We start from the raw sequence: 24,716 nt of genomic DNA, 5'->3' as shown, positions 1-24,716 counted from the left end.
AATGGCAGCTTTTGAATACATCGTTCTCGACGATAAAGGTCGCGAGAAAAAAGGTATTATAGAAGGTGATACACCTCGTCAGGTAAGACAGGTGTTGCGCGATAAAGGCATGATGCCTTTACAAATAGAAACTGCAGCCAATGTTGAAAAAAAGCAGCAGGACAAACCCGTACAAATTTCACGTCGTAGTATCAGTGCCACCGATCTTGCCCTGTTTACCCGTCAGTTAGCAACATTGGTTCGTGCTGCAATACCTTTAGATGAGGCCCTCTCTGCTGTTGGTCAACAAACAGAGAAACCACGCATTCAAAGCATGGTATTTGCATTACGTTCCAAAATTTTAGAAGGCCACACACTCGCAGCAGGCCTGGCAGATTTTCCAAAAATATTTCCACAGTTATTCCGAGCTACGGTTGCAGCAGGCGAATCATCCGGGCATTTAGATATCGTGCTTGACAGACTTGCCGACTACACAGAAAGCAGACAGCAAATGGCATCTAAAGTTGCTCAGGCCACAATCTATCCTGCCATCCTGACAGTTATGGCTTTTCTTGTTGTTACCGGTCTATTAATGTTTGTCGTACCACAAATTGTAGAAGTATTTGAAACATCCGGTCAGGAGTTACCCGGCATCACAAAAATGATGATCTGGATTAGCGAGTTTTTACAAAACTGGTGGGGGTTATTATTATTACTTGCCGTTGCAGCATTTTTTGGAATTCAGAAATTTTTATCCATACCCTACAACAAACGTCGCTTCCATTTATTACTCTTGAAAACACCTGTACTGGGAAAACTTGTTAGAGGTTTAAATACAGCACGTTTTTCGCGCACTCTCAGTATACTTTCTTCTAGCGGTGTACCCGTATTAGATGCTCTACAACTTGCCGCTCCCGTAGTCGCAAACTTACCTATGCAGGATGCCATTTTAACTGCCGCAGAAAAAGTAAGAGAAGGATCTAGCATATACGCTGCGCTTGATCGCAGCAAACTATTCCCTCCGATGACATTACATCTGATTTCCAGTGGCGAAAAGTCTGGTAACCTGGAAGACATGTTAGATAAAGCTGCACAGCAACAGGAGAGAGAACTTGAACTTCTGATTGCAACTTTTATGGGACTGTTTGAACCTCTACTAATTGTGGCAATGGGTGGCATTGTATTAATTATAGTACTGTCCATTTTATTACCTATTATTAACATGAATGATTTAATGCAATAATTTTTATGTCCTGAAATTATTTTTCCCGGCAATAAACACATGCAACTCAAGCGGCTAGTTCTTTTAGTAGTAATAAACTTTTTCTTTCAATCTTCGAGTGCGTCTACTTTAGTTGACGCAACATTTAATGTTCCTGCTTCAAAAACATTCTCAACTTATACGCTTAAAAAAATCAGTCCAAAATACACTGAACTTGATTATGACGCATTAATGAGCGCTCGTTTTTATATTCGAACTAAACTGAATTCAAGCTGGCCCGATGACGATTTTACAATCGATGAAAATAGAAAAGGACTGAGTTATGACGAGAGTAATTTTAACAAAAGAGTATTTTTCACTTATACCGTATTAAACAGCAGTGAAGACAAAGTACTAGGCTGTATCTATATCAAGCCATCGTCTAACAAAAAATTTGACGCATCTGTTTTTATCTGGACAAGGCAGGATTTACCTGAACAAAAGTTACACAATCTATTATTAGGCGATATAAAGATATGGTTAAGTAATGACTGGCCATTTAAAAATATTGATTACTCACTAAATTAATCATCACTCCCTTTTGTAAAGCCTGCACTGAGACAATTGATAACCAAAACGAGAAACTGACAAACTCTCTCACCTTAGCAGGGAAAATTGCACGATTTAAAAAATCGTGCAATCAGTGAGTGATCATACTTACTGTCGTTGTGCATCCAGAGCACGTTGTTGCGCCTCCTGTGCCTGCTGCTCTATCACCTGTGCTCGATCTACATATTCCTGATAAGAGGGAATCGCAATTGCCGCAAGAATGCCGATAATAACAATCGGCGCTATCAGCCCGATAATTATTTCTAATGCTGTATTCGCCTGAGGAGCCGGCCCATATTTATTCGCCCCGGGGCTACCAGGTCCAAACAACAGATATAAGCCAAAAATTATGTTAATCAATGGTACAAACATTAATAACGTTAGCCATCCTGTTCGATCTAAATCATGTAATCTACGTCTGGCAACAATAAAGAAAATCGCAAACACAGGCAAATAAATTAAGCCCATCACCATTACCATCATCACGCCGGACTCTTCACCATTTCCAGCAATCATAGGGATCAATATTGCACTCAAAATGCCAACTAAAAACATAATTAAGAAATTGTAAATCATTGAGTACGCCAAATATCTTAACCGTCCTATTCGTCCTTTTGTACTGAATATTACGGGTTTATAATCTGCTAACTGCTCAATATTCGGAGAGGTTTGTGGGCTTTCATACGGATTACTACCTGTTGATTCATTGCTCATTCTCATTCCTCATCGTGATGTCCATGATTTAAAACTAACGTATAAAAAGATTAGCATAAAATACACTAGAAACAGGTAATGCTACGCATTACACTAAAATATCTATCAATAAAAAAGCCATATAAGAATATGGCTTTTTAAATCAACTTATTTCGAACACTTACGTTATAAGCGAGATAAATAATCTGCTATCGCATCCAGATCACTATCAGACAGGGCCTTAACTTCAGCAACCATCTGTGGATTGCTATTTTTTCGATAACCATCCCTGATCCACTTTAACTGACGAAATAAATAAGAGTAGTGTTGCCCACTAAGCCTGGGGAAAAAGGCGTCATTATTACCCTGAGCTTTATCTCCATGACACACCATACAACGTTTTTCAAAAATAGACTGCCCTAAAGCCAGTTGCTGACCATTACCCACACCTACATCATGGGATTTATCCATTGATGCAATATACGCTGTAACATCTGCAATAGCCTGTGAACCACCTATAGATTTAGGGTCGGTAAATGGGTACATGGTCGGGTTTTCACGATTTTTTGCCCTAATATCAGACAGTTGCTTAATCAACACATTACGGTGCTGACCTGCAATAACCGGAAAACTACCATCTTTTTTACCCCAGCCTGTTTTCATATGACAGGTAGCGCATAATGGATAGATCTTTTTACCCCTGTCCAAATCAGGCTTCAGCGTTAACGACTCGTTTATTTCTTCTGGACTTGACGATACACAAGGAACAACAAGGCTGGTTAGCACTAAAATGCTAGCTGTTATAAAATGTCTTTTAATCATGAAGGTAGCTTAACATCCCTAGCCTGTTAATTTTAATAGACCAGATCAATTTATTATGAATTTAAGAATACAATTTACGTTTTTAGCTATTTTGACCATTATCAGTCATGTTTCTATTAATACAGCTTTAGCAAAAGAAGTTAGAACAATAGAAAGCAGCGATACTGAAATAGATATTCGTATCTTCCCCGCGAAAGGCGATACACTTTTATTAGGCTTCCCCTGCGACGAGGGTAAAAGCATTGCTGAGGAAAAAACAGCCATGTCTTTGGCTGAGGATGGCATAGAAGTGTGGATGCCCGATATGTTATCTGGTTTTATGTTACCTAAGGTTCGCAGCAGCCTTTCACACATTTCTACTGATTCGCTTACCGCTATCATAAACGAAGCGACTAAAACGGGTAAAAAAGTTTACCTGATTGCCAGCGGACCTGACACCGAACTGATTTTAAGAGGCGCCAGTCAGTGGGAAGCTAACGACAAACATACAAAACTTGCAGGCGCGGTATTAATGTTTCCTCGCCTGTTCAAGGACTCCCCTGTACCGGGTGAAGTACCCGAATATCAGGACGCTGTAGGCAAAACTCAACTGCCAATATTACTCCTTGAAGGCGAACGCACACCAAACCGATGGGGGCTAAACACCCTTAGCCATGAATTACAAAAAAGTGGTAGCCATGTAAAATCCAAAGTTATTCCTAATGTTCGCGGATACTTTTTCAAACGAAAAGACGCAAATCGTTCAGAAGATGTTGTAACTTCACAGATGGCCGGTTTAATCAAAGTTAGTATATTTTATCTTGAGGAAGAAGAAAGTAATGATTAAAAAAGTACTTTTATTAACGATTTTATTTTTTGGTATAACTAATATCCATGCTGCAAATTTAAAAGCATTTACAGCCAACACACCAACACCTCCATTAAAACTTACCGATTTGAATGGTAAAACACATGATTTAAACGATTACAAAGGCCAGATCGTTTTAGTACAGTTCTGGGCAACCTATTGCACCCCCTGTCGCAAAGAAATGCCATCAATGAACAATATGATGAAAAAAATGGCTGATGTGCCTTTTAAAATTCTCGCCGTTGATATGGGCGAAACAAAGGAAGAAGTAACACAATTTGTTAATGAAGTTAAACCCGAATTTAGCATTTTAATGGACGAATCGGGTAAAAGCATTGCAGACTGGAGAGTATTTGCTGCACCGTCAAATTTCATTATCGATCCACAGGGAAAAATTCGTTACACCCTTTTTGGTGGTGTTGAATGGGACTCTGATGAATTAATAGACAAACTAAAAGCTTTAGCTGCTAAATAATTAGTAATTATTTAAACATACAATTCAGTGTTAATTCGCCTGCATTAAGGCTTGAATTAACAGCTCTTATATAATACCTTATAAAATACTTCCCCCGCATATACCATCGTCTATAGTTGTATATTTTTTAATGTATTTTCCCGTTATTATCGGGTTATACGATTCTTATGGATTGACCTGTCAGCATTCAGGTCATAGGAGATAAAATGATCAATAATATATTACGCAGCTTCTTAGTTTTATTCTTTATATTTTTTACAATCACAGCTAACGCTAACGATCGGACATTAATTTTTTCTGCTATTCCTGACCAAAATCAGTCTCAACTCAATCAGCGTTTTACCAAAATTGCGACTTATCTTTCTACAACACTTAATATACCGGTAAAGTATGTTCCTGTTAAATCTTATGCCGCTGCTATAACTGCTTTTCGTAATAATCAGGTACAGCTTGCCTGGTTTGGCGGCCTATCTGGTGTTAGAGCCAGATCAAGTGTTGTAGATTCTGAAGCAATTGCTCAGGGTAAAGAAGATACCGAATTCGTTACTTATTTTATCGCTCATCACAGTACTGGGCTTAAAAAATCTGCGCAATTACCCGATTCTTTTGCAGGTAAAAATTTCACTTTCGGCTCAAAAGGTTCAACCTCAGGCAGGTTAATGCCTGAATTCTATTTACGTGAACGGTTCAAAAAATCCCCATCCGAATTATTTAACCGGGTTGGTTTCAGCGGCAATCATTCTCGTACTATTGCACTAGTCCAAACCGGTGCTTACCAACTGGGTGCCGTTAATTATAAAGTCTGGGAAAATGAATTAAGCAATGGAAAAATTGATCCCGAAAAGGTAAGTATCATATGGAAAACACCATCCTACCCAGACTACCAATGGTCTGTAAGAGGTGATATTGATACAGTCTGGGGAAAAGGATTTAAAAATAAAATAAAAAATGCACTGCTTAATATGAAAGATCCAGCACTACTCGAAGCATTTCCCAGAAGTGCTTTTATTAGCGCTGACAATGATGATTATTTACCGATCTTACATACCGCAAAAAAAATTGGTCTAATTGATTAACTTTACATATTAAGCACATACGCCAACACTAGACATGATTCATCTTAAATCTGCCAATGTTGCGTACAAGGGAAAGACAGCTCTTTCAGATATTACCCTGCACGTAAGTCAGGGGGAGAAACTCGCACTTGTTGGTCGTAGCGGCTCGGGCAAGTCTACGTTATTAAACCTACTCTACGAAACCACTGACAAACTATCAAACGATACTGCTTTCGTTCCACAGGAATATGGTCTGGTACAAAACCTGTCTGTTTACCATAATGTTTATATGGGACAACTCGGTCAACATTCAACCTTGTATAACCTTATTAATTTAATGAAGCCTTTTTCAGAACAGGTCGAACAGGTTAGTGATATCCTAAAGAATCTGCAGTTGAGTGAAAAACTATTTGAACCCGTAGCGCAACTTTCTGGTGGGCAACAGCAACGCACAGCTATTGCGCGCGCACTAATGCACAATGGTCATTTTCTACTTGCTGATGAACCTGTTTCTTCACTTGATGAGATGCAGTCGCTACTCGTAATGAACTTGCTTTGTAAACAATTTGATACAATTATTTTTTCTTTACACGATGTTGATCTCGCCCTTAAATTCTGTGATCGCATTATCGGTCTCGATCATGGCCGAGTAGTCATAGATGACAGATCAGAAAATCTAAATCGCCAGCAACTACTCAAGTTATATGAAGAATAATATTCTTACTTATCATCATTCCCAACGCTGGAATGTGAGCTGGATATTTATTTTCATCGCAATTGCCTGCATCCCTTTCGCTGATTTAAACATACATTCTTATGATCCCATGACAGAACTCGGTCGAGTTTTTTCAGGTCTAACGAACCCTTCCCTTCTTAATATAAACAATCCGCTTGATGCCTTACTTCAAACCATTGCATTTGCTCTACTAGGTGTTACATTCGGAGCTGCAACCGGGTTTGTTTTGTCCTTAATTTTTCACTGGAAACTTATAAGAGTTATTTGTGCGCTAGTGCGTTCTGTACATGAATTATTCTGGGCACTCATTTTTTTACAAATTTTTGGCTTACACCCACTTACCGGCCTACTTGCTTTAGGCTTACCTTATGCAGCTACATTTGCAAAAGTTTATGCCGAAATAACGGAAGAAAGCGATCACCGTGCTTATAACTCTATTCGGCAGAACTCAGGCGTTATTTCAGCATTTTTTTATGCAAGACTTCCTGACTTATGGTCTCATTTTGTTACTTACACAAGTTACAGATTAGAATGTGGTTTACGTTCTAGCGCCGTATTAGGATTCGTTGGCCTACCAACTCTTGGTTATTATTTAAGTACAGCTTTTCTGGAAGGTCAATACTCTGAAGTTTGGGCATTATTGATCCTGTTTTACCTGTTGATTGCCAGCATTCGTTATTGGGTTCATCCTAAACTCCTTCCTATTTACGTGCTCATATCTCCATTTATCATAGCTAATGACACTGTAATTTCTTTTGATAATGTTAAACGTTTTTTTACCCATGATATTATCCCCTTCCCTGTTCGCAATGGCGAATCATTTAATGCACTATGGAACTGGTTTTGCGATCTATTTTTAAACGAAGCTTTACCCGGAATTATCAATACTATTTTACTAACGCAACTAGCTCTCGTGACGACTGGTATTCTTGCTTTACTTTTGTTTCCACTCATTTCTAAATTATTTTTCAATCGGTTAGGTCGTTTATCAGGTCACAGCTTTCTCGTTATTATGCGATCAACACCTGAATACATTCTAGCTTTCATACTTTTAACATTATGGGGGCCTTCAATGTTACCGGCAGTGGTTGCACTTACTTTACACAACGGTGCAATTATCGCTCACTTAATGGGTCGCTATAGCAATAATCTCACCATAAGAAATGACTTAAGTTCAGGTTTGAATCTTTATTTTTATGAAGTTTTACCCAGAATTTATGGGCAGTTTCTAGCGTTTCTTTTTTATCGCTGGGAAATTATTATGCGAGAGACTGCAATTCTTGGAATTCTTGGAATTGCTACTCTAGGTTTTTATATCGATAGTGCAATTTCAGATATTCGGCTTGATAAAGCCATGGTATTAATTGCCTTCACGGCATTTTTAAACATTGGTATAGACATTTTATCTCGTTATATACGATCTAATTTAAGACTGAAAACGTCTGTAGAATGTAACTGATTTAATATTACTCAGACCACCTGAGACAGGTGATCTTAACTTTTAAAACTAACTGCCGTATGTTTCAAGCAACACACTCTTACCTAACATTTCAGGTGGTTGCTGCAATCCCATAAGCTGTAAAATAGTTGGTGCAACACTGCTTAATCCCATACCGGTATTCAAGCGCCAGTTTTCCTGATCAATAATCATACAGGGAACCGGGTAAACCGTATGCTGCGTATGTGGCTCACCTGTTACAGGGTCAACCATCTCATCACAATTACCATGATCAGCTGTCAGAAATACAGAATATTCTTCTTTTACCGCAACATCCAGTAAACGACCGACCTGCTCGTCCATTGCTTCAACAGCTGCAATAACCGCATCACGTTTTGCTGTGTGACCAACCATATCGCCGTTAGCAAAGTTAACAACAAGGAAACCGTGCTCATGAGATTCAATGGCTTCAATCATGGCATCTGCCACTTCTTTTGCGCTCATCTCAGGGCATTCGTCATAAGTCGCAACCTGGGGTGATGGAATCATCACTCTTTCTTCACCCGCCCAGGTTTCTTCACGCCCACCATTAAAGAAAAAAGTGACATGAGCGTATTTTTCAGTTTCAGAACAATGAAATTGCTTAAAACCTGCACGACTCACAACTGAAGCCAGTGTCGTTGTAGGGCGCTGAGGCGCAAAAGCGATTGGTAGCAGAAAATGTGGATCATATTCTGTTAAACAGGTTACCGTAACCGGATCGTATGCGCCTCGCTCAAAACCTTCAAAATCAGTCTGACTAAGTGCAGCACTTAACTGGCGTGGACGGTCATTTCTAAAATTAAAGAAGATTACATTATCATCTTCTTCAATTTTTTCTGCCTCTGGAAAAATACAGGGCATAATAAACTCATCGGTGATGTCTTTATTATAAGACGACTCAATAGCATAACGAGCAGCCTCATGTTGCTCACCTTCAAGGTTGGCCATTGCTTTAAAGGCTATTTCAGTTCGTTCCCATCGATTATCACGATCCATTGCATAGTAACGACCACATACCGTTGCAATTGCTCCACCAGCATCATCTAAAGCATCTTCCAGACTCTGCAGATAACCCATTGCTGCCATAGGTGCCGTATCTCGTCCATCAGTAATCATGTGAACAAGTGGTTTTACCTTGTATTTCCCACACATAGAGATCAAAGCACACAAATGTTTCGTATGACTGTGTACACCACCATCTGAAACCAGACCGACCAGATGCATTGGTCGTTCATGCTTAACCGAGTCTTCCATAGCCGCTACCAGAGCAGCATTTTCGTAAAACTCACCACTCTCTATCGAGTCATCAATGCGCACAAGATCCTGCCTCATGATCGTGCCACAACCTAAAGTAAGATGACCTACCTCAGAATTGCCCATCTGACCACTCGGTAAACCTACAGATAAACCCGATGCATCAAGTGTTATGTGAGTATTTTTAGAAAAATATTCATCCAGACGCGGGGTATTTGCTTCGACAACTGCATTATTGATACGACTTGGATTAACTCCAAAGCCATCAAGTATTACTAACACCGTGGGACGGCGGGGGACACTACGCTTGCGCTTTTCAGCCATTATTTTGCTCGATTCTCTCTTGTTCTGTGCATTATTTTCGGCACATAGTATACCCGATATTAAGGGCTTTGTGGGGATGGATATCAAGAGAGCGACAGGCAGGCTAGCGTTTTACTGGAAAATGATATCCTTGAAGATGAAAAATCATTTTTTGTCAGTCACTGACTCTAACGACCTCTGATTTAAACGGACATCATATAACCGCTAACCCTTCCTAAAGGAAATTACAGTCTCGGGCCGTTATCATCTTCTGCTTCTGCACGATCAAGTTCAGCTTCCATATCTTCTTCAGTTAAAGCCTGATACTCATCATCTTCTACATCTTTCTTTTTAATCGCACGTGAAACAAGCAAGCCAAGCTCAAACAGTAACCACATAGGTATGGCCAGCATAATTTGTGAAGCAGGGTCTGGGGGCGTTAACAACATACCAAAGATAAATGCACCCACAATAATATAGGGTCTTTTTTCAGCAAGACTTTGTGGCGTGGTTACACCGCCTAGCACCAGTAATATCGTTGCTACCGGCACTTCAAAAGCAATACCAAAAGCAAAAAACATTTTTAACGTGAAATCCAGATAATAAGTAATATCAGGTGCATGAGTAACACCGTCAATTGCCATCGACATCATAAATGTAAACACGTTTGGCAAAACGATAAAGTAGGCAAACACAATACCAATATAAAACAATATTGCACTGGAAACTATTAAGGGTATCGCCAGCTTTTTTTCATGTCGATACAAACCCGGTGCAATAAAAGCCCAGGCCTGAAAAATGATATAAGGGAATGCCGCAAATATCGACATGATAAATGCGAGTTTAATTGGCGTTAAGAATGGAGATATCACGCCGGTCGCAATCATATTTCCGCCATCAGGCAAGTTATTAACTAATGGCAATGCCAGTATATGGTAAATTTCATTTGCGAACGGAAACGCGCCAAGAAAAATAACGATAATAACAACAACGCTACGTAATAAACGATCACGCAACTCCATCAGGTGACCAATAAAACCTATTCCCTGCTCTTCACCTTCATGACTTCCTAAAGGTGTTTCTTCGGATGTATTTTCTTCAGACGCTTTGCCTGCAGATGATTTACTCATTGCGCCTTGTCACTCATAACACTATCCATAGCATCTTTAGTTTTGTCTTCTGTGGCTTCTGAATAAAACTCATCTTCAATGATGTCATATTGTGGCGCAGCAGGCTTCGACTCTACTTTAGATTCAACTGCCTCTTCATGCGAGTTACCCGGATCATCATCGTCAAATTGATTTGCAACATCAGACTTAATATATTGATCTGCATCTGTAATTTTATTTTGTAATTCCTGGATCTGAACTTCCTGATTGCGCAATAATCGTTTTACTTCATTCGTATCAAACTCAGCTTCAACCTGAGATTTAACACCTTCCATATAACGACGCGCCTTGCCAATCCAGTAACCTGTTTTCTTTGCTACTTTTGGCAGGCGCTCAGGACCAAGCACTAGCAAACCCAGCACCATAATTACGGAAATTTCTAAAAAACCAACATCAAACATAGCAAATATAATCTACAGTTATTAAATTTTATGCCTGATCTTTTTCTTTACTGGTTACTTCAGCATCGATCACTTTGCCGTCTTTACTTTCCAGCTTATCATCAGAAGCACTATCAGCATCATTGGCACCGTCTTTCATAGCTTTTTTAAAACTATTGATTGCAGAACCCATGTCACCACCAATGTTACGTAGTTTTTTTGTACCGAACAATAAAATTACAATACCTAAAACTATGGCTAACTGCCAAATACTAAAACCCATCTCTAATTCCTCTCATGCAAAATTGTTGTAATCTGATTTATTTTTCAGTTCGCGAAGCTTTTTCTTCAAGACCTGACAAACCAAACCGTCTATCTAATTCATTTAAAACATCATCAGGACTTATACCCTGATGCGCCAGTAAAACCATAGAGTGAAACCATAGATCAGCCGTCTCGTAAATAATTTGATCTGCATCACCATCCTTAGCAGCCATCACAGTTTCGGTCGCTTCCTCACCAATTTTTTTCAAAATTGAATCAAGCCCTTTACTGTACAGTTTAGCTACGTAAGACGAATCAGGGTCAGCCTGCTTACGCTCTTCAAGTACTTCAGCCAGTTTTCTTAATACATCACTCATAGATTTAATAACTATCTCTAATAGATACCACTAGTAGATATCTTTGGGGTCTTTTATTACTTTATCAATGGCAACCCATTCACCATCTTGAAATTCTCGATAAAAACAGCTCTCTCTACCTGTATGACAAGCTATTCCGCCGGTTTGCTCAATTTTCATGGTAATAACATCACCGTCGCAATCTAAACGTAGAGATTTTACTTTTTGCGTATGACCCGATTCTTCACCTTTATGCCAGAGCTTTTGACGTGAACGGGAGTAATACACCGCTTCGCCTTTTTCAACCGTTAACCCAAGTGATTCCCTATTCATCCAGGCAAACATCAGCACACGCCCACTTTCAGCATCCTGGGCTATAGCCGGCACAAGACCATCATCGGTCCACTTAATTTGATCTAACCAGTTATCGTTCATCAGGGTATTTTAACATATGTGGCATGTACATGCTTTTGACATTAATCTGTGCTTTGCCCTTCGATTACAGGCACCCCTGCAAACGAATATGCTACAGACGAACCTCTATGCCTTTCGATTGCATATGTAATTTGGCTTCTTCTACAGAGTACTCTGCAAAATGGAAAATACTGGCCGCAAGCACCGCATCAGCCTTGCCTTTAATAACCCCATCAGCAAGGTGATCTAAATTACCAACACCACCAGATGCAATAACAGGCACACTGACTGCCTCACTTGTTGCCGCTGTAAGCTCCAGATCAAAGCCGATTTTTGTTCCATCACGATCCATACTGGTTAACAAAATTTCACCAGCACCAAAGTCTGCCATTTTAACCGCCCACTCGATTGCATCAATTCCAGTCGGCTTTCGCCCACCATGAGTAAATATTTCCCAACGATTTTCTTCGCCTTCTTTACTTACCTTTTTAGCATCAATGGCCACAACGATACATTGTGAACCAACTCGGTCACTGGCTTCTTTAACAAATTCCGGGTTAAACACAGCGGCAGTATTGATGCCGACTTTATCAGCGCCCGCATTTAACATGCGTCGAACGTCTTTAACTTCCCGTATTCCACCACCGACAGTCAATGGAATAAAAACTTCTTCTGCAACTTTTTCTACCACATGCACAATTGTGTCACGGTCATCTGAACTGGCCGTGATATCAAGAAACGTAATTTCATCTGCACCTTCACGGTCATAACGACGTGCGACTTCAACAGGATCACCCGCATCACGGATATCAACAAATTTCACGCCTTTAACAACGCGACCATTATTAACATCCAGACAGGGAATTATTCTTTTAGCAAGTGACACTTTCTATACCTTAACGTATTAACCTGAAGGAATACCTACAAGCTTTATATTTTATTGTCGCTATTCGAAAATAACGATAACTCTGTCAAATTAAGACTGACAACTTAAGATTTACAACTAACTTTATTCCTGCTCATCTACCCATTTCTGTGCAGCAGCAAAATCTAATGTCCCTTCATAAATTGCACGGCCAGTAATTGCGCCCATAATCCCTTCGTCTTCAACTTTTGATAATGCAATTACATCATCCATATTAGTAATACCACCAGATGCAATGACCGGAATATGAACTGCCTGCGCTAACTTAACTGTCGCCTCAACATTAACACCCTGCATCATTCCATCACGTGAAATATCTGTATATATAATTGACTCAACACCATCTTCTTCAAATCTCTGAGCCATATCGATAACATCGTGACGTGAAACTTTTGACCAGCCTTCTGTCGCAACCTTGCCATCTTTTGCATCAAGACCAACAATAATATGCCCCGGAAAACCTGCACAAATTTCACTAATAAAATGAGGGTCTGTTACTGCTTTTGTACCGATAATGACATAACTAACACCCGCATCAAGATAAGTTTCTATGATTTTTTCATCACGAACTCCACCACCAATCTGCACTGGCACATCAGGATAGGTTTCAACTATTTCATGCACCACTTCCGCATTGACAGGTTTGCCTTCAAAGGCTCCATTTAAATCAACCAGATGCAATCTGCGACAACCCGCTTCTACCCATTTTCCAGCCATGGCGACCGGGTCTTCAGAAAAAACCGTATTATCTTCCATTATGCCCTGACGTAAACGAACACAATGTCCGTCTTTTAAATCTATGGCGGGTATTAATAACATGTCTTAATTTACCTTTTATATTTTAGTTTTTACTTACCATTCCACTGAGTGAAATTTTTTAATAACTGCAGGCCATCCTGCGCACTTTTTTCAGGATGAAACTGAACTGCAAAAACATTATCTTTTGCAATTGCAGTTACAAACTCGATACCGTAATCACTTGTTGCGGCAACCAGATTTTTATCCTGAGGATCCATATAATAACTATGCACAAAATAAAAACGGCTATGGTTTTTTATGTTATGCCACAAAGGATGTTCAACTGTCTGATCAACACCATTCCAGCCCATATGTGGAATTTTTAGTTTTTCGCCCTTATCACTTTTCAAATCCTTACCAAAGAAACGCACATTGCCTTCATACAAACCCAGGCAATCAATACCATCATTTTCTTCACTGTGATTTAACAGAACCTGCATTCCCATACAAATTCCCAGAAAAGGTTTTTCTTTTGCGGCAGTTAAAACAACCTGAGTTAAATTACGATCATCAAGTTCACGCATGCAATCACGTGCCGCACCCTGACCGGGAAATACAACATGCTCTGCATTAGCAATTTCATTCTTATCCGATGAAATAATAACGCTTTTATCCGGGGCAACGTGCTCAACTGCTTTTGCCACTGAACGCAGGTTACCCATACCATAATCTACAACAACAATTTGCGTCACTACAAACTACCTTTAGTAGAAGGCATCACCCCTTGCATACGTGGATCTTCTTCTAACGCCATTCTCAATGCTCGCCCAAACGCTTTAAAAATTGTTTCTGCAACATGGTGTGCATTACGACCTCGAACTGAATCGATATGTAATGTTACTTTTGCGTGATTAACAAAACCCTGAAAAAACTCAAAAAACAGATCAACGTCGAAACCACCAATACTGGCGCGCGGAAACTCCACCGGCATTTCAAGGCCCGGGCGACCAGAAAAATCAATAACCACACGAGACAAAGCCTCATCTAATGGTACATATGCATGACCATACCGACGAATACCTTTTTTATCTCCAACCGCCTTATCAAACGCCTGCCCCAGAGTAATGCCAATATCTTCCACTGTGTGGTGAGCATCTATGTGCAAATCGCCTTTAGCCTGAATATTTAAATCAATCAAACCATGACGAGCCACCTGATCCAGCATGTGATCAAGAAAAGGTACACCCGTATTAAATTCAGATTGACCACTGCCATCAATATTAATTTCGGCAATAATTTGAGTTTCCAGCGTGTCGCGAGCGATTTTCGCAGTGCGATCAGTCATTTACTTAAATCTCCAGAGAGTAAATTCTTAAGGACTATATATCTAAACGCTATAGGATACACTGTAATAAAGGTAGGGAAAAGTCGATGCAAAAAATAAGGCCGACCCCTGTCAGGGGGCCGGCCTTATTTGAAAATCCAGTTATATCTACTTTGCAGTATTATTCATATTATATTTAAGGCGCGAAAAGTAGCAATTCAGAAAAGTAGATGCTGAAAAAGCCAACCACATAAACCCAAAACTAAATGCATAAGCCTGAATGCGAAATACACTTTCATCAATATCAAGCATCATGGCTACTGCAATATCCGCTGGATCAATAAAAGTAAACATCAAAAATACCAGCGCACCCACAACTAAAGCATTGGTCCATAAAAAAGAAATTACACATTTACAATTTGGTGCATCACTCATATTAAAAACTCCACGTCGATATTAGTCATTTGATTAGTAATCACACATTCGATCTAAATGAGCATCAAATCGAATATTGATTTAGATCAATTAAACTTGAAGCGCCGCAGAGTGTCAAGCATGTATTTATATTTAATATTGATATTTTTAATAATTTCTCAATATTCTCTGAATAAGTATTTTTTATGGTTGCGACCAAGCAATTCATTAAGCTTATAGGCCGACACAATCACATTAGCGCATATAACATGCCATTTATAATAAAACCCTAAACAAACATTAACTTATAAATATTTAGCTTTTTTTATGTATATAAATTATAAAAACATAAATATCCACTTCTTCTAAATTTTATATAAATTCACCACGACATTATAGATTAAAAGAATGCATCAATAAAAATACATTATGTCTCGAGCCAGAATGTTACGGGGCCATCATTTAATAATCCCACTTTCATATCTGCACCAAACTCACCTAACTGAACTTTTCCAAGTGTTTTTTTACACTTCCCTGCCACATAATCAAACCAGAATACTCCTTCTTCAGGAGGAGCTGCCGTTGAAAACCCGGGGCGCATTCCACTCTTTGTATCGGCTGCAAGCGTAAACTGTGGCACCAGCAGGATCTCCCCGCCAACATCCTTAACACTTAAATTCATTTTACCTTCAGTATCTTCAAACACACGATAACCCAACATTCTATGGACCAGCTTATCTGCTTTTGCAGCATCATCCCCTTTTGAAACACCCAGCAGCACTAATAAACCCTTATTAATCTGAGCAATCTCCGAATTTGAGACCACCACATTTGCATGACTTACTCTCTGTATCAACGCAATCATGTTAATTTTTTACTCATCTCTTTAATCACATCTAACAACTCATTCGTAATGCCAGATTCAACTATTGCATGACCCGCATCACCTATTATTGACAATTTTGCTTCTGGCCACGCCTTCGATAACTCCCAGGCCTGCTCAACCGGGCAGATTACATCATATCTACCCTGCACTATATATGCGGGTATATTTCGAATTACATCTATATTATTAATTAGCTGATTTGGCTCAAGCCAGCAGTGATGCATAAAATAATGACATTCAATACGAGCCACACTGAGCGCCGTATGTGAATTTGAAAAACTATCAACTACCGTTTTATCTGTCTGTAAGGTTGCTGTCATCCCCTCCCAGACAGACCAGGCTCTGGCAGCTCGTAACTGCTGAATTTCATCATCACCTGTTAACTGTCTGGAATAGGCTGCAACCATATCACCACGCTCCGACTCTGGTATCGGCTCAATAAACTTCTCCCAGTAATCGGGGAAAAGCTTACTCGTGCCCTGCTGATAGAACCATTGCACGTCCTTATCTCTCGCAAGAAAGATACCGCGAAGAATCAGACCACTCACACTAGCCGGATGTGTTTGCGCATATAACAAACCTAAGGTTGACCCCCACGAGCCACCAAAAACCACCCATTTATCAATATTGAGATGACGCCTGATCACCTCTATATCGGCAACCAGATCCCAACTGGTATTTCGTTCAAGACTGGCATGTGGTGTCGATTTTCCGCATCCCCGCTGATCAAATAAAATTATTCTGTACACATCCGGATCAAAATAACGACGATGATATGGCGCACAACCGGCACCTGGCCCGCCATGTAAAAACACCAGAGGCAAACCCGCCGGGTTTCCACATTCTTCTATATATAGAGTATGTAAATCATCTACCTGCAAGTGATGACTTACGTATGGTTTTATAGAATTATATAAATTACTCATTATTTTTATACCATGTAGGATTTATCCTACATTCGTTACGTGAGAATTCTGACATTAAGCACCTGATTCAACTGATAGCGACATTTTGAACGTTTGTCCATAATACTTACATGGACACAAGGACATGGCAAAACAAGGACACAGGGAATAGTTAGGAAGTAGCACAATAGGAAATACATGGATAAGGAATCCACGGAAGATAAGAATGTTATACAGGAGTATATGAAAAAACGGAGCTAGCTACAACGCCATAATCAATCACCAAGGGCAACGGAAGTCCAAAACCCGGCACGGATCGCCGGGTTTTTTATTGCCTGCAATAAATGCATCTCATCAACCACAATAAAGAAGAGCTATTAATTACCCTAACTTTTTCCCACAGGGTTAACATTCCAGCACCCTCTCTTTCAGAGTTTGCGCTCAATAACAGATCTACTCCAAAAAACGTAAATCATCTCTAAACCTCTCAATACTCAACAGGCCTTAAATTTCACTTTACAGAAGAATAAGGAGCCTACTCACTTGACTTAGTAATGCGAATCATTATCATTCGCGTTACATAAAATAAAAGGCTTGCACAATGACACAACTAAAACAGATAAATATTTTTTTAACTTTACTACTTACAGTCAGCTTATTCGCCTGCGATACCAGCAACACCTCTGACAGTTTATCTCTCGAAAAACAACAATTAGGTAAACAGATATTTTTTGATACCAATTTATCAACACCACCGGGACAGGCCTGCTCAAGCTGCCACCTGCCCAGTGCTGGTTTCGCAGACCCGGACAGGGAAATTCCCGTATCAAGAGGCGTTCATCCCGATCGATTTGGAAACCGCAACACCCCTACAGCAGCTTACTCATCATTTAGCCCGGAATTTCACCTTGATACGGAAGAGGGTATATTTTTCGGTGGTCAATTTCTTGATGGCCGATCTGCCACACTTGAAGATCAGGCTAAACAGCCTTTCCTTAATCCGGTTGAAATGGCCAATGCTGATGCTACATCAGTTGTCGAAAAGGTAAGTAATTCAGATTACGCCTCTGACTTCAAAGCCATTTATGGAGAAACAATATTTAATGATGTAGATCTGGCTTTCGATAAAATTGCTGATGCTATTGCCAGCTTTGAACGCTCTAAAGAAGTATCTCCTTTTTCTTCTAAATTTGATGCTTTCATTGCGGGCGACACAAACCTGACAATTCAGGAAATACGTGGACTGGATTTATTCAACCGCCAGGACAAGGGAAACTGTGCTGCCTGTCATCCGAGCACTAACGAAAACAATGACATTCCCGCCCTGTTCACCGATTTTAGCTTTGACAACCTGGGCACCCCTGCCAATCCAGTATCCCCTTTCCTGAGTCAGGATCTGGAATTCAATCCTGACGGTGCTAACTTTATTGATTTTGGTTTAGGCGGTGAATTAGCCGATATTTCTGAAAACGGTAAATTTAAGGTCCCTACTCTACGTAACATATCTATTACTGGGCCCTATATGCATAACGGTGTATTCAATACACTCGAAGAGGTATTAGATTTTTACAACGAACGAAATAATGACGGCGTTATTCCAGAGGTTGCGAATAATGTAAATACTGAAGAGCTGGGAAATCTGGGATTAAGCGCACAGGAAAAAAACGATATTATCGCCTTCTTAAAAACACTTACTGACGGTTATAACAATGAATAACGCATATTTATGATGAGCAATACAAACCAGTAAATTTTACCATCATGGGAATACGTCATTTTGACGTTACCCCCCATGATGTAAGCCATAGAAACACCGGCCAGATAACCTGGTGACTTATAATAAAGTGTCTCGTGCTTTATTTATCTGCTGCGCCAGATAATCAGACCCTCCTCTATCGGGATGCAGCTTTTGCATCAACCGCTTGTGAGCTTTTGTAATTTCTTTTTTATCGGCGGTTTCTGTAACGCCCAATATATCTCTGGCCTGCCTCTCACTCATTACCGAATCTGATGCAGGCTGCTCATACCTCCCTCTTTCATCTTTAGCCCAACCCGAGTGCATGCGATCCAGGTAGGCAACCAACAGGGAAACGGACTCACTATCAAGCGGCTTCAATTCATCAAGAAGTAATAACAACCGTTCTAATGACAGAGCATTCAACTTTTGACCAGCGAAACCGCCCTCTAATACTTCGCCCTGTAACTCGCCACTTAACATATCAATTTGAAGATGTATAAACCGACTATGCATACTCGACTTTCTATTTTGCTGGTAACGCTGAAAATAGGGCTTAACAGACGGCCATACCCCCATTAAGAAACGAGCAGCCCGGGGAATCAGCGGTAGCAATGCCCCTACAGCAGCTATTAACCAGTTAAGACGCCCGGTAAGAACAAGTACCGCCAATAAAACACTTATTAATATAATCGCTAGAAATTTTATAAGCTGTTTCTGCTTAACCGCATCCAGCCTTCGGTATCGATATACCAGATAGTACGCAAAACCCAGCACCAGCAATAACAGAATAAAACGTATCAAATCTTAACCTTTCTTTTCAACGGGAAACAGGCATTGTAATAATCTACTGAATTATTATTTAAGCCTGCAAAGCTATATTTTCATTCTATACTATTAAATGTTACCTGGAATAATAAAACCTATAACAACAGGACTAAAGTAACTGCACCGGATGCCGCTAAATACATAACATCCGAATTACTTGAGCTGATAGCCAATAACTATTCTAATCAATACTATCAGTTTCCCGGATGCCCAATTAACACACAAAATCACGGTATATTTATGCGAAAATTAACGCTTAAGCTACAAGTTTGGCTTGGATTCGGGCTCATGCTGGCACTGACTGCCATAATTGCTTTTACTTCAATATTCTTTCTAGTACAGGTAAACAAGGGGACTGACTATATTGCATCTAAGGCCCAACCCACAATGGTCGAGGCTCTAAAAATCACCGCCAGCCTAAACAATACTGCACGCATAATTAATGCATACATGATTACCCATAAGTCGAATGATAGAAAAGATCTGGCTTCAAGTTTAGAAACACTGGAAAAGCACCTCGATACTTTTTCACATCTTGGCAATGTATCAGAAAACAATTCACTCACATCCAGCATAAATGAAATACATACCCTTGTTGGTGACTTTAATGAATACATTATTGAAATAGAATATCTGATTGAGAACCCTGTAGATAACTACCCGGCACTAGCACTTTCAAACACAAAAATTAATCCACTAAATCAATCCATATTATCATCCCTTGATCAGGCAATAATTTCTGAACTAGAAGAAGGGAATACTCAACAACGCAAAAAATTACTCATTGCAATATCTGACATACGTCACAACTGGATGAATATCGTAGCATCTAACCGTGCTTTTCTTGCCAACCCAAGTGATACCAGAGAAAAACAAACACGTGTTTACCGAGATAATCATGTTACCTTATTAAATGCCCTACAGAAAAAATCAAACCTTTACACTTTTGAACAGGAAGAAGCTATTGATTCGGTTGCTTCTGATAGTAAACGTCACCTTAAATTACTGGATCAGGTTTATAAAATATTTAAGTCAGGTGACTGGAGGGCAGACCAGCTCTTACTAAGCAACCAGATAGAACCTTTAATTAATCAAATTTCTGGTAAATTAACTGAAATAAGTAACGCACAACTGGAAGGCACCAGTAATGCATCTGAAGACTTACTTGGAAAAATTGACACCGCAATTTTTATATCAATAACTGCGATGATTATTGCTATTATAATTGGCGTAGGGATTGCCTGGTCTAGTGCAAAACAGATTAATACTATCGTGACAGAGGTATCATCTAGCCTCGAACAAATGTCTCAAGGTAATTTCAATATAAACCTGAATGAAAATCAGGCTGGTGAAGCAGGACAGATCGCGGTTGTATTAAATTATTTTTCAAATCAACTAAAAGACATGATCAATAATTTAACCAACTCAGTTGGCCAGCTTGAACATGCATCAGCATCAATGACTTCTATCATATCAGAATCATCTGATAACATTTTACAACAGCACCGTGAAACAGAAATGGTAGCCACTGCTGTAGAAGAAATGACTGCAACCGCTCAGGAGGTTGCCACTAGCGCTGCAACTGCAGCAACTTCAGCCAAACAGGCTAATGATCTAGCCGGGTCTGGCGCACTTGTTTCAACTGAAGCGTTAGGCGGTATTGAGCATCTTGTTAACGACCTTGATAAGGCCTCTAAAGTTATACAAAATCTCAAAAATGAATCAAACAATATAAGCGTTGTTTTAGATGTTATACGCGACATATCAGATCAGACAAATCTACTTGCATTAAATGCTGCAATTGAGGCCGCTCGAGCAGGTGAACAGGGAAGAGGTTTTGCAGTAGTTGCAGATGAAGTTAGAACACTTGCAAGCAAAACACAGGAATCAACGAATGAAATACGCTCTAAAATAGATCAATTACAAAACGGTGCAAATGATGCTGTAGAAGCGATGGATAACGCAATAAAAGAAGTGACTATAAACAGTGATCAGGTTGAAAAAGTTGCCGAATCACTAGGTGAGATTGCAGGTGAAATACAGACAATAAATGGTCAACTTGATCAGATGGCAGCAGCATCAGAACAACAAAGCGCAACATCTGAAGAAATAAGTCGCAACATTATCTCTATTAGTACATTAGCTGAAAAATCAGCCCAGGGAACATCACAGGTAAGATCAGCTGAAGATGAACTGGCGATGGCAACACAAAGCATTCAGAGTGTAATAAGTGATTTCAATACGTAACTATTAAACAATTTTCAATTTCAATAACCTGAAAAGCAACCTTATAACGGTTGCTTTTTTTATTCACAAAATACAGCGCTTATTTTACAGCTCTAATTATTTTTATAATTAATAATTATCGTCACCCTGTCCCCGGGGTATATCAGATCAGGATTTTTTATACGACTAAGTTTAGCGAGCTCTGGATAACGCCATGGATTATTAACATATTTTTTTGCAATAAACCATAAGGTGTCACCCTTAACAACTACATGTATATGTTTTCTCGTTAAGGATACTGTTTCTTCATTGGATGACACTTCCTTCGCAGGTTCTTCCTCGACAGCCAAACTTTCCTTACTATCAAATTTTTCTTCTTTTATTAACCTGCCTTCATTTGTCTTTTCTTCAGAAGAAGATCCAGCTAATTCATCATTATCCAATAATAACTTATCTTCATTTGATTTTTCAGACTCTTTATCACTCGCCTCATCTATCACTTTTTTATCATTAAAATCATCACTTAATATTTCGATTTTATTTTTTTCAACTTCAATATCAGGTCCAATAAAATCATCTGTTTCATCATTTCCAGTAACATCAGTTTCGTCATACTCATTTATAACAATAAGCACACCATGTTCATTTTTTGATATTTCAACAGCCTTATCTTCTGTCGAAAAATCCCGTACAATACTCCGATCATTTACGCCAACAATTTCATCATATTTTATATCTGAACTATCTTTAATATTTTCTATCACTTCACTTTTTTTATTTGCTATATAATACCTGCTACTTCCACCTGTTTCTTCACTATCAAACGCATCGATTAATAAATAAATTATACCTGCAAAGAAAACAACTGCTATCCCGACCCATAAAACCGTATTATCAGCTGAATTATCAACTTCATAAGGTCGAACCGAGTCTATTTTTTTATATTTATTTTCATAAGAATTAGATTCAGATTTTGATGTTATATTTATTTTATCAGTTCCCGCGTTCATCTTGATGCCACCAGGAATCACTTTTGAAATATCAGGTTTTTTATAATTTTCTTTCTTGTTTTTTAAATTTTCCTTACCCTCGCTATACAAAGGTCTTGCTTTAACTAGCCTATCATCTTCTTTTTTAAATATATGCTTCTGCTCATGAATTTTATTCGCTCCAGTCAAAACAGAAGCGACTGAGTTTATTTTATTCTCTTCGTTTTTATTAGATACTGATGATACGTCTGATTTAATCTTTTTATTATCTTTAATTTTCTGATTAACTTCAGCGCTAACCTCTGCTGTTTGCACGACTGAATTCGCCACTGTAGATTTATACGCTTCTTTAGATCTAACATCAGCAATCTTCTCTGCCTCTGCTTTTTTAATCTTCTCTATATGCTTACGTAAATAACCTGATGTTTTAAATTTATCTAACTGTTCAAAATCGGCATACAATCTTATATTTTCTTTTTGTGTCAATACTCTACTAAATACATTACGGGGAATATAAGCAGGAACCTGCGACCACCCTGATTCAGGAAAACTAACTACATCTTCAATTTCATCCACCCAGAAACCTGCATGACCTCCCTCAACTTCAACAATTACAATTCTGCCGGGTTTAGTGAAATCATCCTCGTCTACTCCGAATCTAACACGCAAATCAACCAGCCTGACTAAACCGTGTAATGATTTGAATACACCGGGCTCAGCAATGCTAGCACCCGGCGGCACAGTTAATTTAGGCGGCATTACAACCCCCTCTACTGGCATTGTAGGTGAGCACACTAATACCGGCCCTACCCTGTAGAGCAGCAATGCATTTGATTCCTGGATATTATGAATTGCCAACGCTTATTCCATATATTTTTCCTGCCAGTTTTTATATAACTGCCAGGTATATTCTGTAAATTCTTCTTTAGATTTAAACTGCGCCGGATCTATTGCATCAAACACATAATAATTTGCCGTACTATTTTCTGTATTTAAAAAATGATAAAGCTTATCTAGTAAAGTATGCGGATCACGCCACTCAAAATCATCCTGAGCCTCATAGTGCAGAAACACAGGTAATATAGGCACACCTGTTTTCATCGACACATCAAACGCACCATAACGAAATGATTCGAAAATTCGCTTACCCTTACAGCCTCCCTCAGGATATAACGCGATATTTCTTCCGCTTTCCACTTCTTTTCTCATTGTTTCTGCGGCCTGATTCCTTGATTCTCTGGATTCACGCTTAACATAAAGATTACCTGCTGCAGATGATATTCTGCCTACCACCCACCATTTTTTAACTTCTATTTTTGCTAAAGAGTGCACCTCAAACAATGCAGGTATACCAATATCTTCAAATGCAGATGGATGATTCGCAATAAGAATATAATTACGCGGTATATCATTCAGATTTTTCTGATGCAGCTTTAAATCTACATCTAATGCCCTTACAAATGATTTACACCAGACCCTGAACAGACGAAAGTACCAACGTCCAAGAAGTTTTTCAGGCAGCCATGATAATCCATACAACAATACTGTCAGGGTAATAAAATCAGCCCACATTGCGCAAAGCCTGATAATTCTGACAAGATAGTAAAACACGGTATCCCCTAATATTTGTTATTAATATGATTATAGTTCAATAAATTAAGTCTCCTTAAAATAGATTAACTGCAACCAACAACCATATCCACTGTCTA

General features: G+C 39.2%; 27 protein-coding genes. 9 read left to right on the top strand and 18 right to left on the bottom strand.

Annotated elements, in window-relative coordinates; genetic code table 11:
• Position 1 precedes the first annotated feature (1 nt).
• Both gspF and DIZ80_11415 read left to right on the top strand, forming a co-directional pair.
• On the top strand, positions 2-1,222 hold the full coding sequence (gspF, locus tag DIZ80_11420) for a type II secretion system protein GspF (GenBank protein ID RDH82873.1): 1,221 nt from the start codon (positions 2-4) through the stop codon (positions 1,220-1,222).
• 39 nt (positions 1,223-1,261) lie between these two features.
• On the top strand, positions 1,262-1,768 hold the full coding sequence (locus DIZ80_11415; GenBank protein RDH82872.1) for a hypothetical protein: 507 nt from the start codon (positions 1,262-1,264) through the stop codon (positions 1,766-1,768).
• 129 nt (positions 1,769-1,897) lie between these two features.
• On the opposite strand, the gene DIZ80_11410 is transcribed toward DIZ80_11415, so the two are convergent.
• Both DIZ80_11410 and DIZ80_11405 read right to left on the bottom strand, forming a co-directional pair.
• Positions 1,898-2,509 (bottom strand): DUF805 domain-containing protein, encoded by a 612-nt coding sequence (locus DIZ80_11410; GenBank protein ID RDH82871.1) that lies wholly within the window; start codon positions 2,507-2,509, stop codon positions 1,898-1,900.
• A gap of 159 nt (positions 2,510-2,668) precedes the next feature.
• Positions 2,669-3,304 (bottom strand): cytochrome C, encoded by a 636-nt coding sequence (locus DIZ80_11405; protein ID RDH82870.1) that lies wholly within the window; start codon positions 3,302-3,304, stop codon positions 2,669-2,671.
• 55 nt (positions 3,305-3,359) lie between these two features.
• Between DIZ80_11405 and DIZ80_11400 the strand changes: the two genes are divergently transcribed.
• The 5 genes from DIZ80_11400 to DIZ80_11380 all read left to right on the top strand — a co-directional run bounded on the left by DIZ80_11400 (position 3,360) and on the right by DIZ80_11380 (position 7,876).
• A complete protein-coding gene (locus tag DIZ80_11400; GenBank protein ID RDH82869.1) occupies positions 3,360-4,130 on the top strand; it encodes a hypothetical protein in 771 nt (256 codons plus the stop codon).
• Positions 4,123-4,626 carry a TlpA family protein disulfide reductase gene (locus tag DIZ80_11395; protein ID RDH82868.1) on the top strand — a complete coding sequence of 168 codons (504 nt, stop codon included), beginning with the start codon at positions 4,123-4,125 and terminating at the stop codon, positions 4,624-4,626. The genes DIZ80_11400 and DIZ80_11395 overlap by 8 nt, the downstream gene beginning before the upstream one ends.
• Positions 4,627-4,832: 206 nt before the next feature.
• Entirely contained in the window at positions 4,833-5,702 is an 870-nt protein-coding gene (locus DIZ80_11390; protein ID RDH82867.1) for a putative selenate ABC transporter substrate-binding protein, read from the top strand.
• A gap of 34 nt (positions 5,703-5,736) precedes the next feature.
• A complete protein-coding gene (locus tag DIZ80_11385; GenBank protein ID RDH82866.1) occupies positions 5,737-6,396 on the top strand; it encodes an ABC transporter in 660 nt (219 codons plus the stop codon).
• Positions 6,386-7,876 (top strand): ABC transporter permease, encoded by a 1,491-nt coding sequence (locus DIZ80_11380; GenBank protein ID RDH82865.1) that lies wholly within the window; start codon positions 6,386-6,388, stop codon positions 7,874-7,876. Before DIZ80_11385 ends, DIZ80_11380 begins: the two co-directional genes overlap by 11 nt.
• A gap of 48 nt (positions 7,877-7,924) precedes the next feature.
• Here the strand turns inward: DIZ80_11380 and DIZ80_11375 are convergent, their stop codons facing one another.
• From DIZ80_11375 to pip, 13 genes are all read right to left on the bottom strand, one after another.
• Positions 7,925-9,475, bottom strand: a complete 1,551-nt coding sequence (locus tag DIZ80_11375) for a 2,3-bisphosphoglycerate-independent phosphoglycerate mutase (GenBank protein ID RDH82864.1) — start codon at positions 9,473-9,475, stop codon at positions 7,925-7,927.
• A 224-nt stretch (positions 9,476-9,699) separates the two neighbouring features.
• On the bottom strand, positions 9,700-10,584 hold the full coding sequence (tatC, locus tag DIZ80_11370) for a twin-arginine translocase subunit TatC (protein RDH82863.1): 885 nt from the start codon (positions 10,582-10,584) through the stop codon (positions 9,700-9,702).
• A complete protein-coding gene (gene tatB / locus DIZ80_11365) occupies positions 10,581-11,024 on the bottom strand; it encodes a twin-arginine translocase subunit TatB (GenBank protein ID RDH82862.1) in 444 nt (147 codons plus the stop codon). Before tatB ends, tatC begins: the two co-directional genes overlap by 4 nt.
• A gap of 28 nt (positions 11,025-11,052) precedes the next feature.
• Complete coding sequence (locus DIZ80_11360) at positions 11,053-11,286, bottom strand: twin-arginine translocase subunit TatA (protein ID RDH82861.1); 234 nt, start codon at positions 11,284-11,286, stop codon at positions 11,053-11,055.
• 37 nt (positions 11,287-11,323) lie between these two features.
• A complete protein-coding gene (locus tag DIZ80_11355) occupies positions 11,324-11,644 on the bottom strand; it encodes a phosphoribosyl-ATP diphosphatase (GenBank protein ID RDH82860.1) in 321 nt (106 codons plus the stop codon).
• A 30-nt stretch (positions 11,645-11,674) separates the two neighbouring features.
• Positions 11,675-12,058 (bottom strand): phosphoribosyl-AMP cyclohydrolase, encoded by a 384-nt coding sequence (locus DIZ80_11350; GenBank protein ID RDH82859.1) that lies wholly within the window; start codon positions 12,056-12,058, stop codon positions 11,675-11,677.
• Positions 12,059-12,149: 91 nt separating this feature from the next.
• Positions 12,150-12,923: an imidazole glycerol phosphate synthase subunit HisF gene (locus tag DIZ80_11345; protein ID RDH82858.1), complete on the bottom strand. Its 774-nt coding sequence runs from the start codon at positions 12,921-12,923 to the stop codon at positions 12,150-12,152.
• A 123-nt stretch (positions 12,924-13,046) separates the two neighbouring features.
• A complete protein-coding gene (locus DIZ80_11340) occupies positions 13,047-13,781 on the bottom strand; it encodes a 1-(5-phosphoribosyl)-5-((5-phosphoribosylamino)methylideneamino)imidazole-4-carboxamide isomerase (protein ID RDH82857.1) in 735 nt (244 codons plus the stop codon).
• 29 nt (positions 13,782-13,810) lie between these two features.
• The gene (locus DIZ80_11335) at positions 13,811-14,422 is read right to left on the bottom strand and encodes an imidazole glycerol phosphate synthase subunit HisH (GenBank protein ID RDH83160.1); all 612 of its coding nucleotides are present in this window, start codon (positions 14,420-14,422) and stop codon (positions 13,811-13,813) included.
• Positions 14,423-14,451: 29 nt separating this feature from the next.
• Positions 14,452-15,045, bottom strand: coding sequence for an imidazoleglycerol-phosphate dehydratase HisB (locus DIZ80_11330; GenBank protein RDH82856.1), 594 nt, complete (start codon positions 15,043-15,045; stop codon positions 14,452-14,454).
• A 147-nt stretch (positions 15,046-15,192) separates the two neighbouring features.
• Positions 15,193-15,459, bottom strand: a complete 267-nt coding sequence (locus DIZ80_11325; protein ID RDH82855.1) for a hypothetical protein — start codon at positions 15,457-15,459, stop codon at positions 15,193-15,195.
• A 406-nt stretch (positions 15,460-15,865) separates the two neighbouring features.
• Entirely contained in the window at positions 15,866-16,303 is a 438-nt protein-coding gene (locus tag DIZ80_11320; GenBank protein ID RDH82854.1) for a D-tyrosyl-tRNA(Tyr) deacylase, read from the bottom strand.
• On the bottom strand, positions 16,300-17,250 hold the full coding sequence (pip, locus tag DIZ80_11315; GenBank protein ID RDH82853.1) for a prolyl aminopeptidase: 951 nt from the start codon (positions 17,248-17,250) through the stop codon (positions 16,300-16,302). The genes DIZ80_11320 and pip overlap by 4 nt, the downstream gene beginning before the upstream one ends.
• A gap of 580 nt (positions 17,251-17,830) precedes the next feature.
• Between pip and DIZ80_11310 the strand changes: the two genes are divergently transcribed.
• Positions 17,831-18,946, top strand: coding sequence for a cytochrome-c peroxidase (locus DIZ80_11310; protein RDH82852.1), 1,116 nt, complete (start codon positions 17,831-17,833; stop codon positions 18,944-18,946).
• Positions 18,947-19,063: 117 nt separating this feature from the next.
• On the opposite strand, the gene DIZ80_11305 is transcribed toward DIZ80_11310, so the two are convergent.
• Positions 19,064-19,768: a molecular chaperone DnaJ gene (locus DIZ80_11305; protein ID RDH82851.1), complete on the bottom strand. Its 705-nt coding sequence runs from the start codon at positions 19,766-19,768 to the stop codon at positions 19,064-19,066.
• A 264-nt stretch (positions 19,769-20,032) separates the two neighbouring features.
• Between DIZ80_11305 and DIZ80_11300 the strand changes: the two genes are divergently transcribed.
• The gene (locus tag DIZ80_11300) at positions 20,033-22,039 is read left to right on the top strand and encodes a hypothetical protein (GenBank protein ID RDH82850.1); all 2,007 of its coding nucleotides are present in this window, start codon (positions 20,033-20,035) and stop codon (positions 22,037-22,039) included.
• A 92-nt stretch (positions 22,040-22,131) separates the two neighbouring features.
• Here the strand turns inward: DIZ80_11300 and DIZ80_11295 are convergent, their stop codons facing one another.
• Positions 22,132-23,787, bottom strand: a complete 1,656-nt coding sequence (locus DIZ80_11295; GenBank protein ID RDH82849.1) for a hypothetical protein — start codon at positions 23,785-23,787, stop codon at positions 22,132-22,134.
• An 81-nt stretch (positions 23,788-23,868) separates the two neighbouring features.
• Entirely contained in the window at positions 23,869-24,579 is a 711-nt protein-coding gene (locus DIZ80_11290; protein RDH82848.1) for a hypothetical protein, read from the bottom strand.
• Between the last annotated feature and the right edge of the window lie 137 nt (positions 24,580-24,716).

Source organism: endosymbiont of Galathealinum brachiosum (assembly GCA_003349885.1).
Taxonomy (GTDB): domain Bacteria; phylum Pseudomonadota; class Gammaproteobacteria; order SZUA-229; family SZUA-229; genus SZUA-229.
This window is presented reverse-complemented; position numbering and strand designations above follow the sequence as displayed.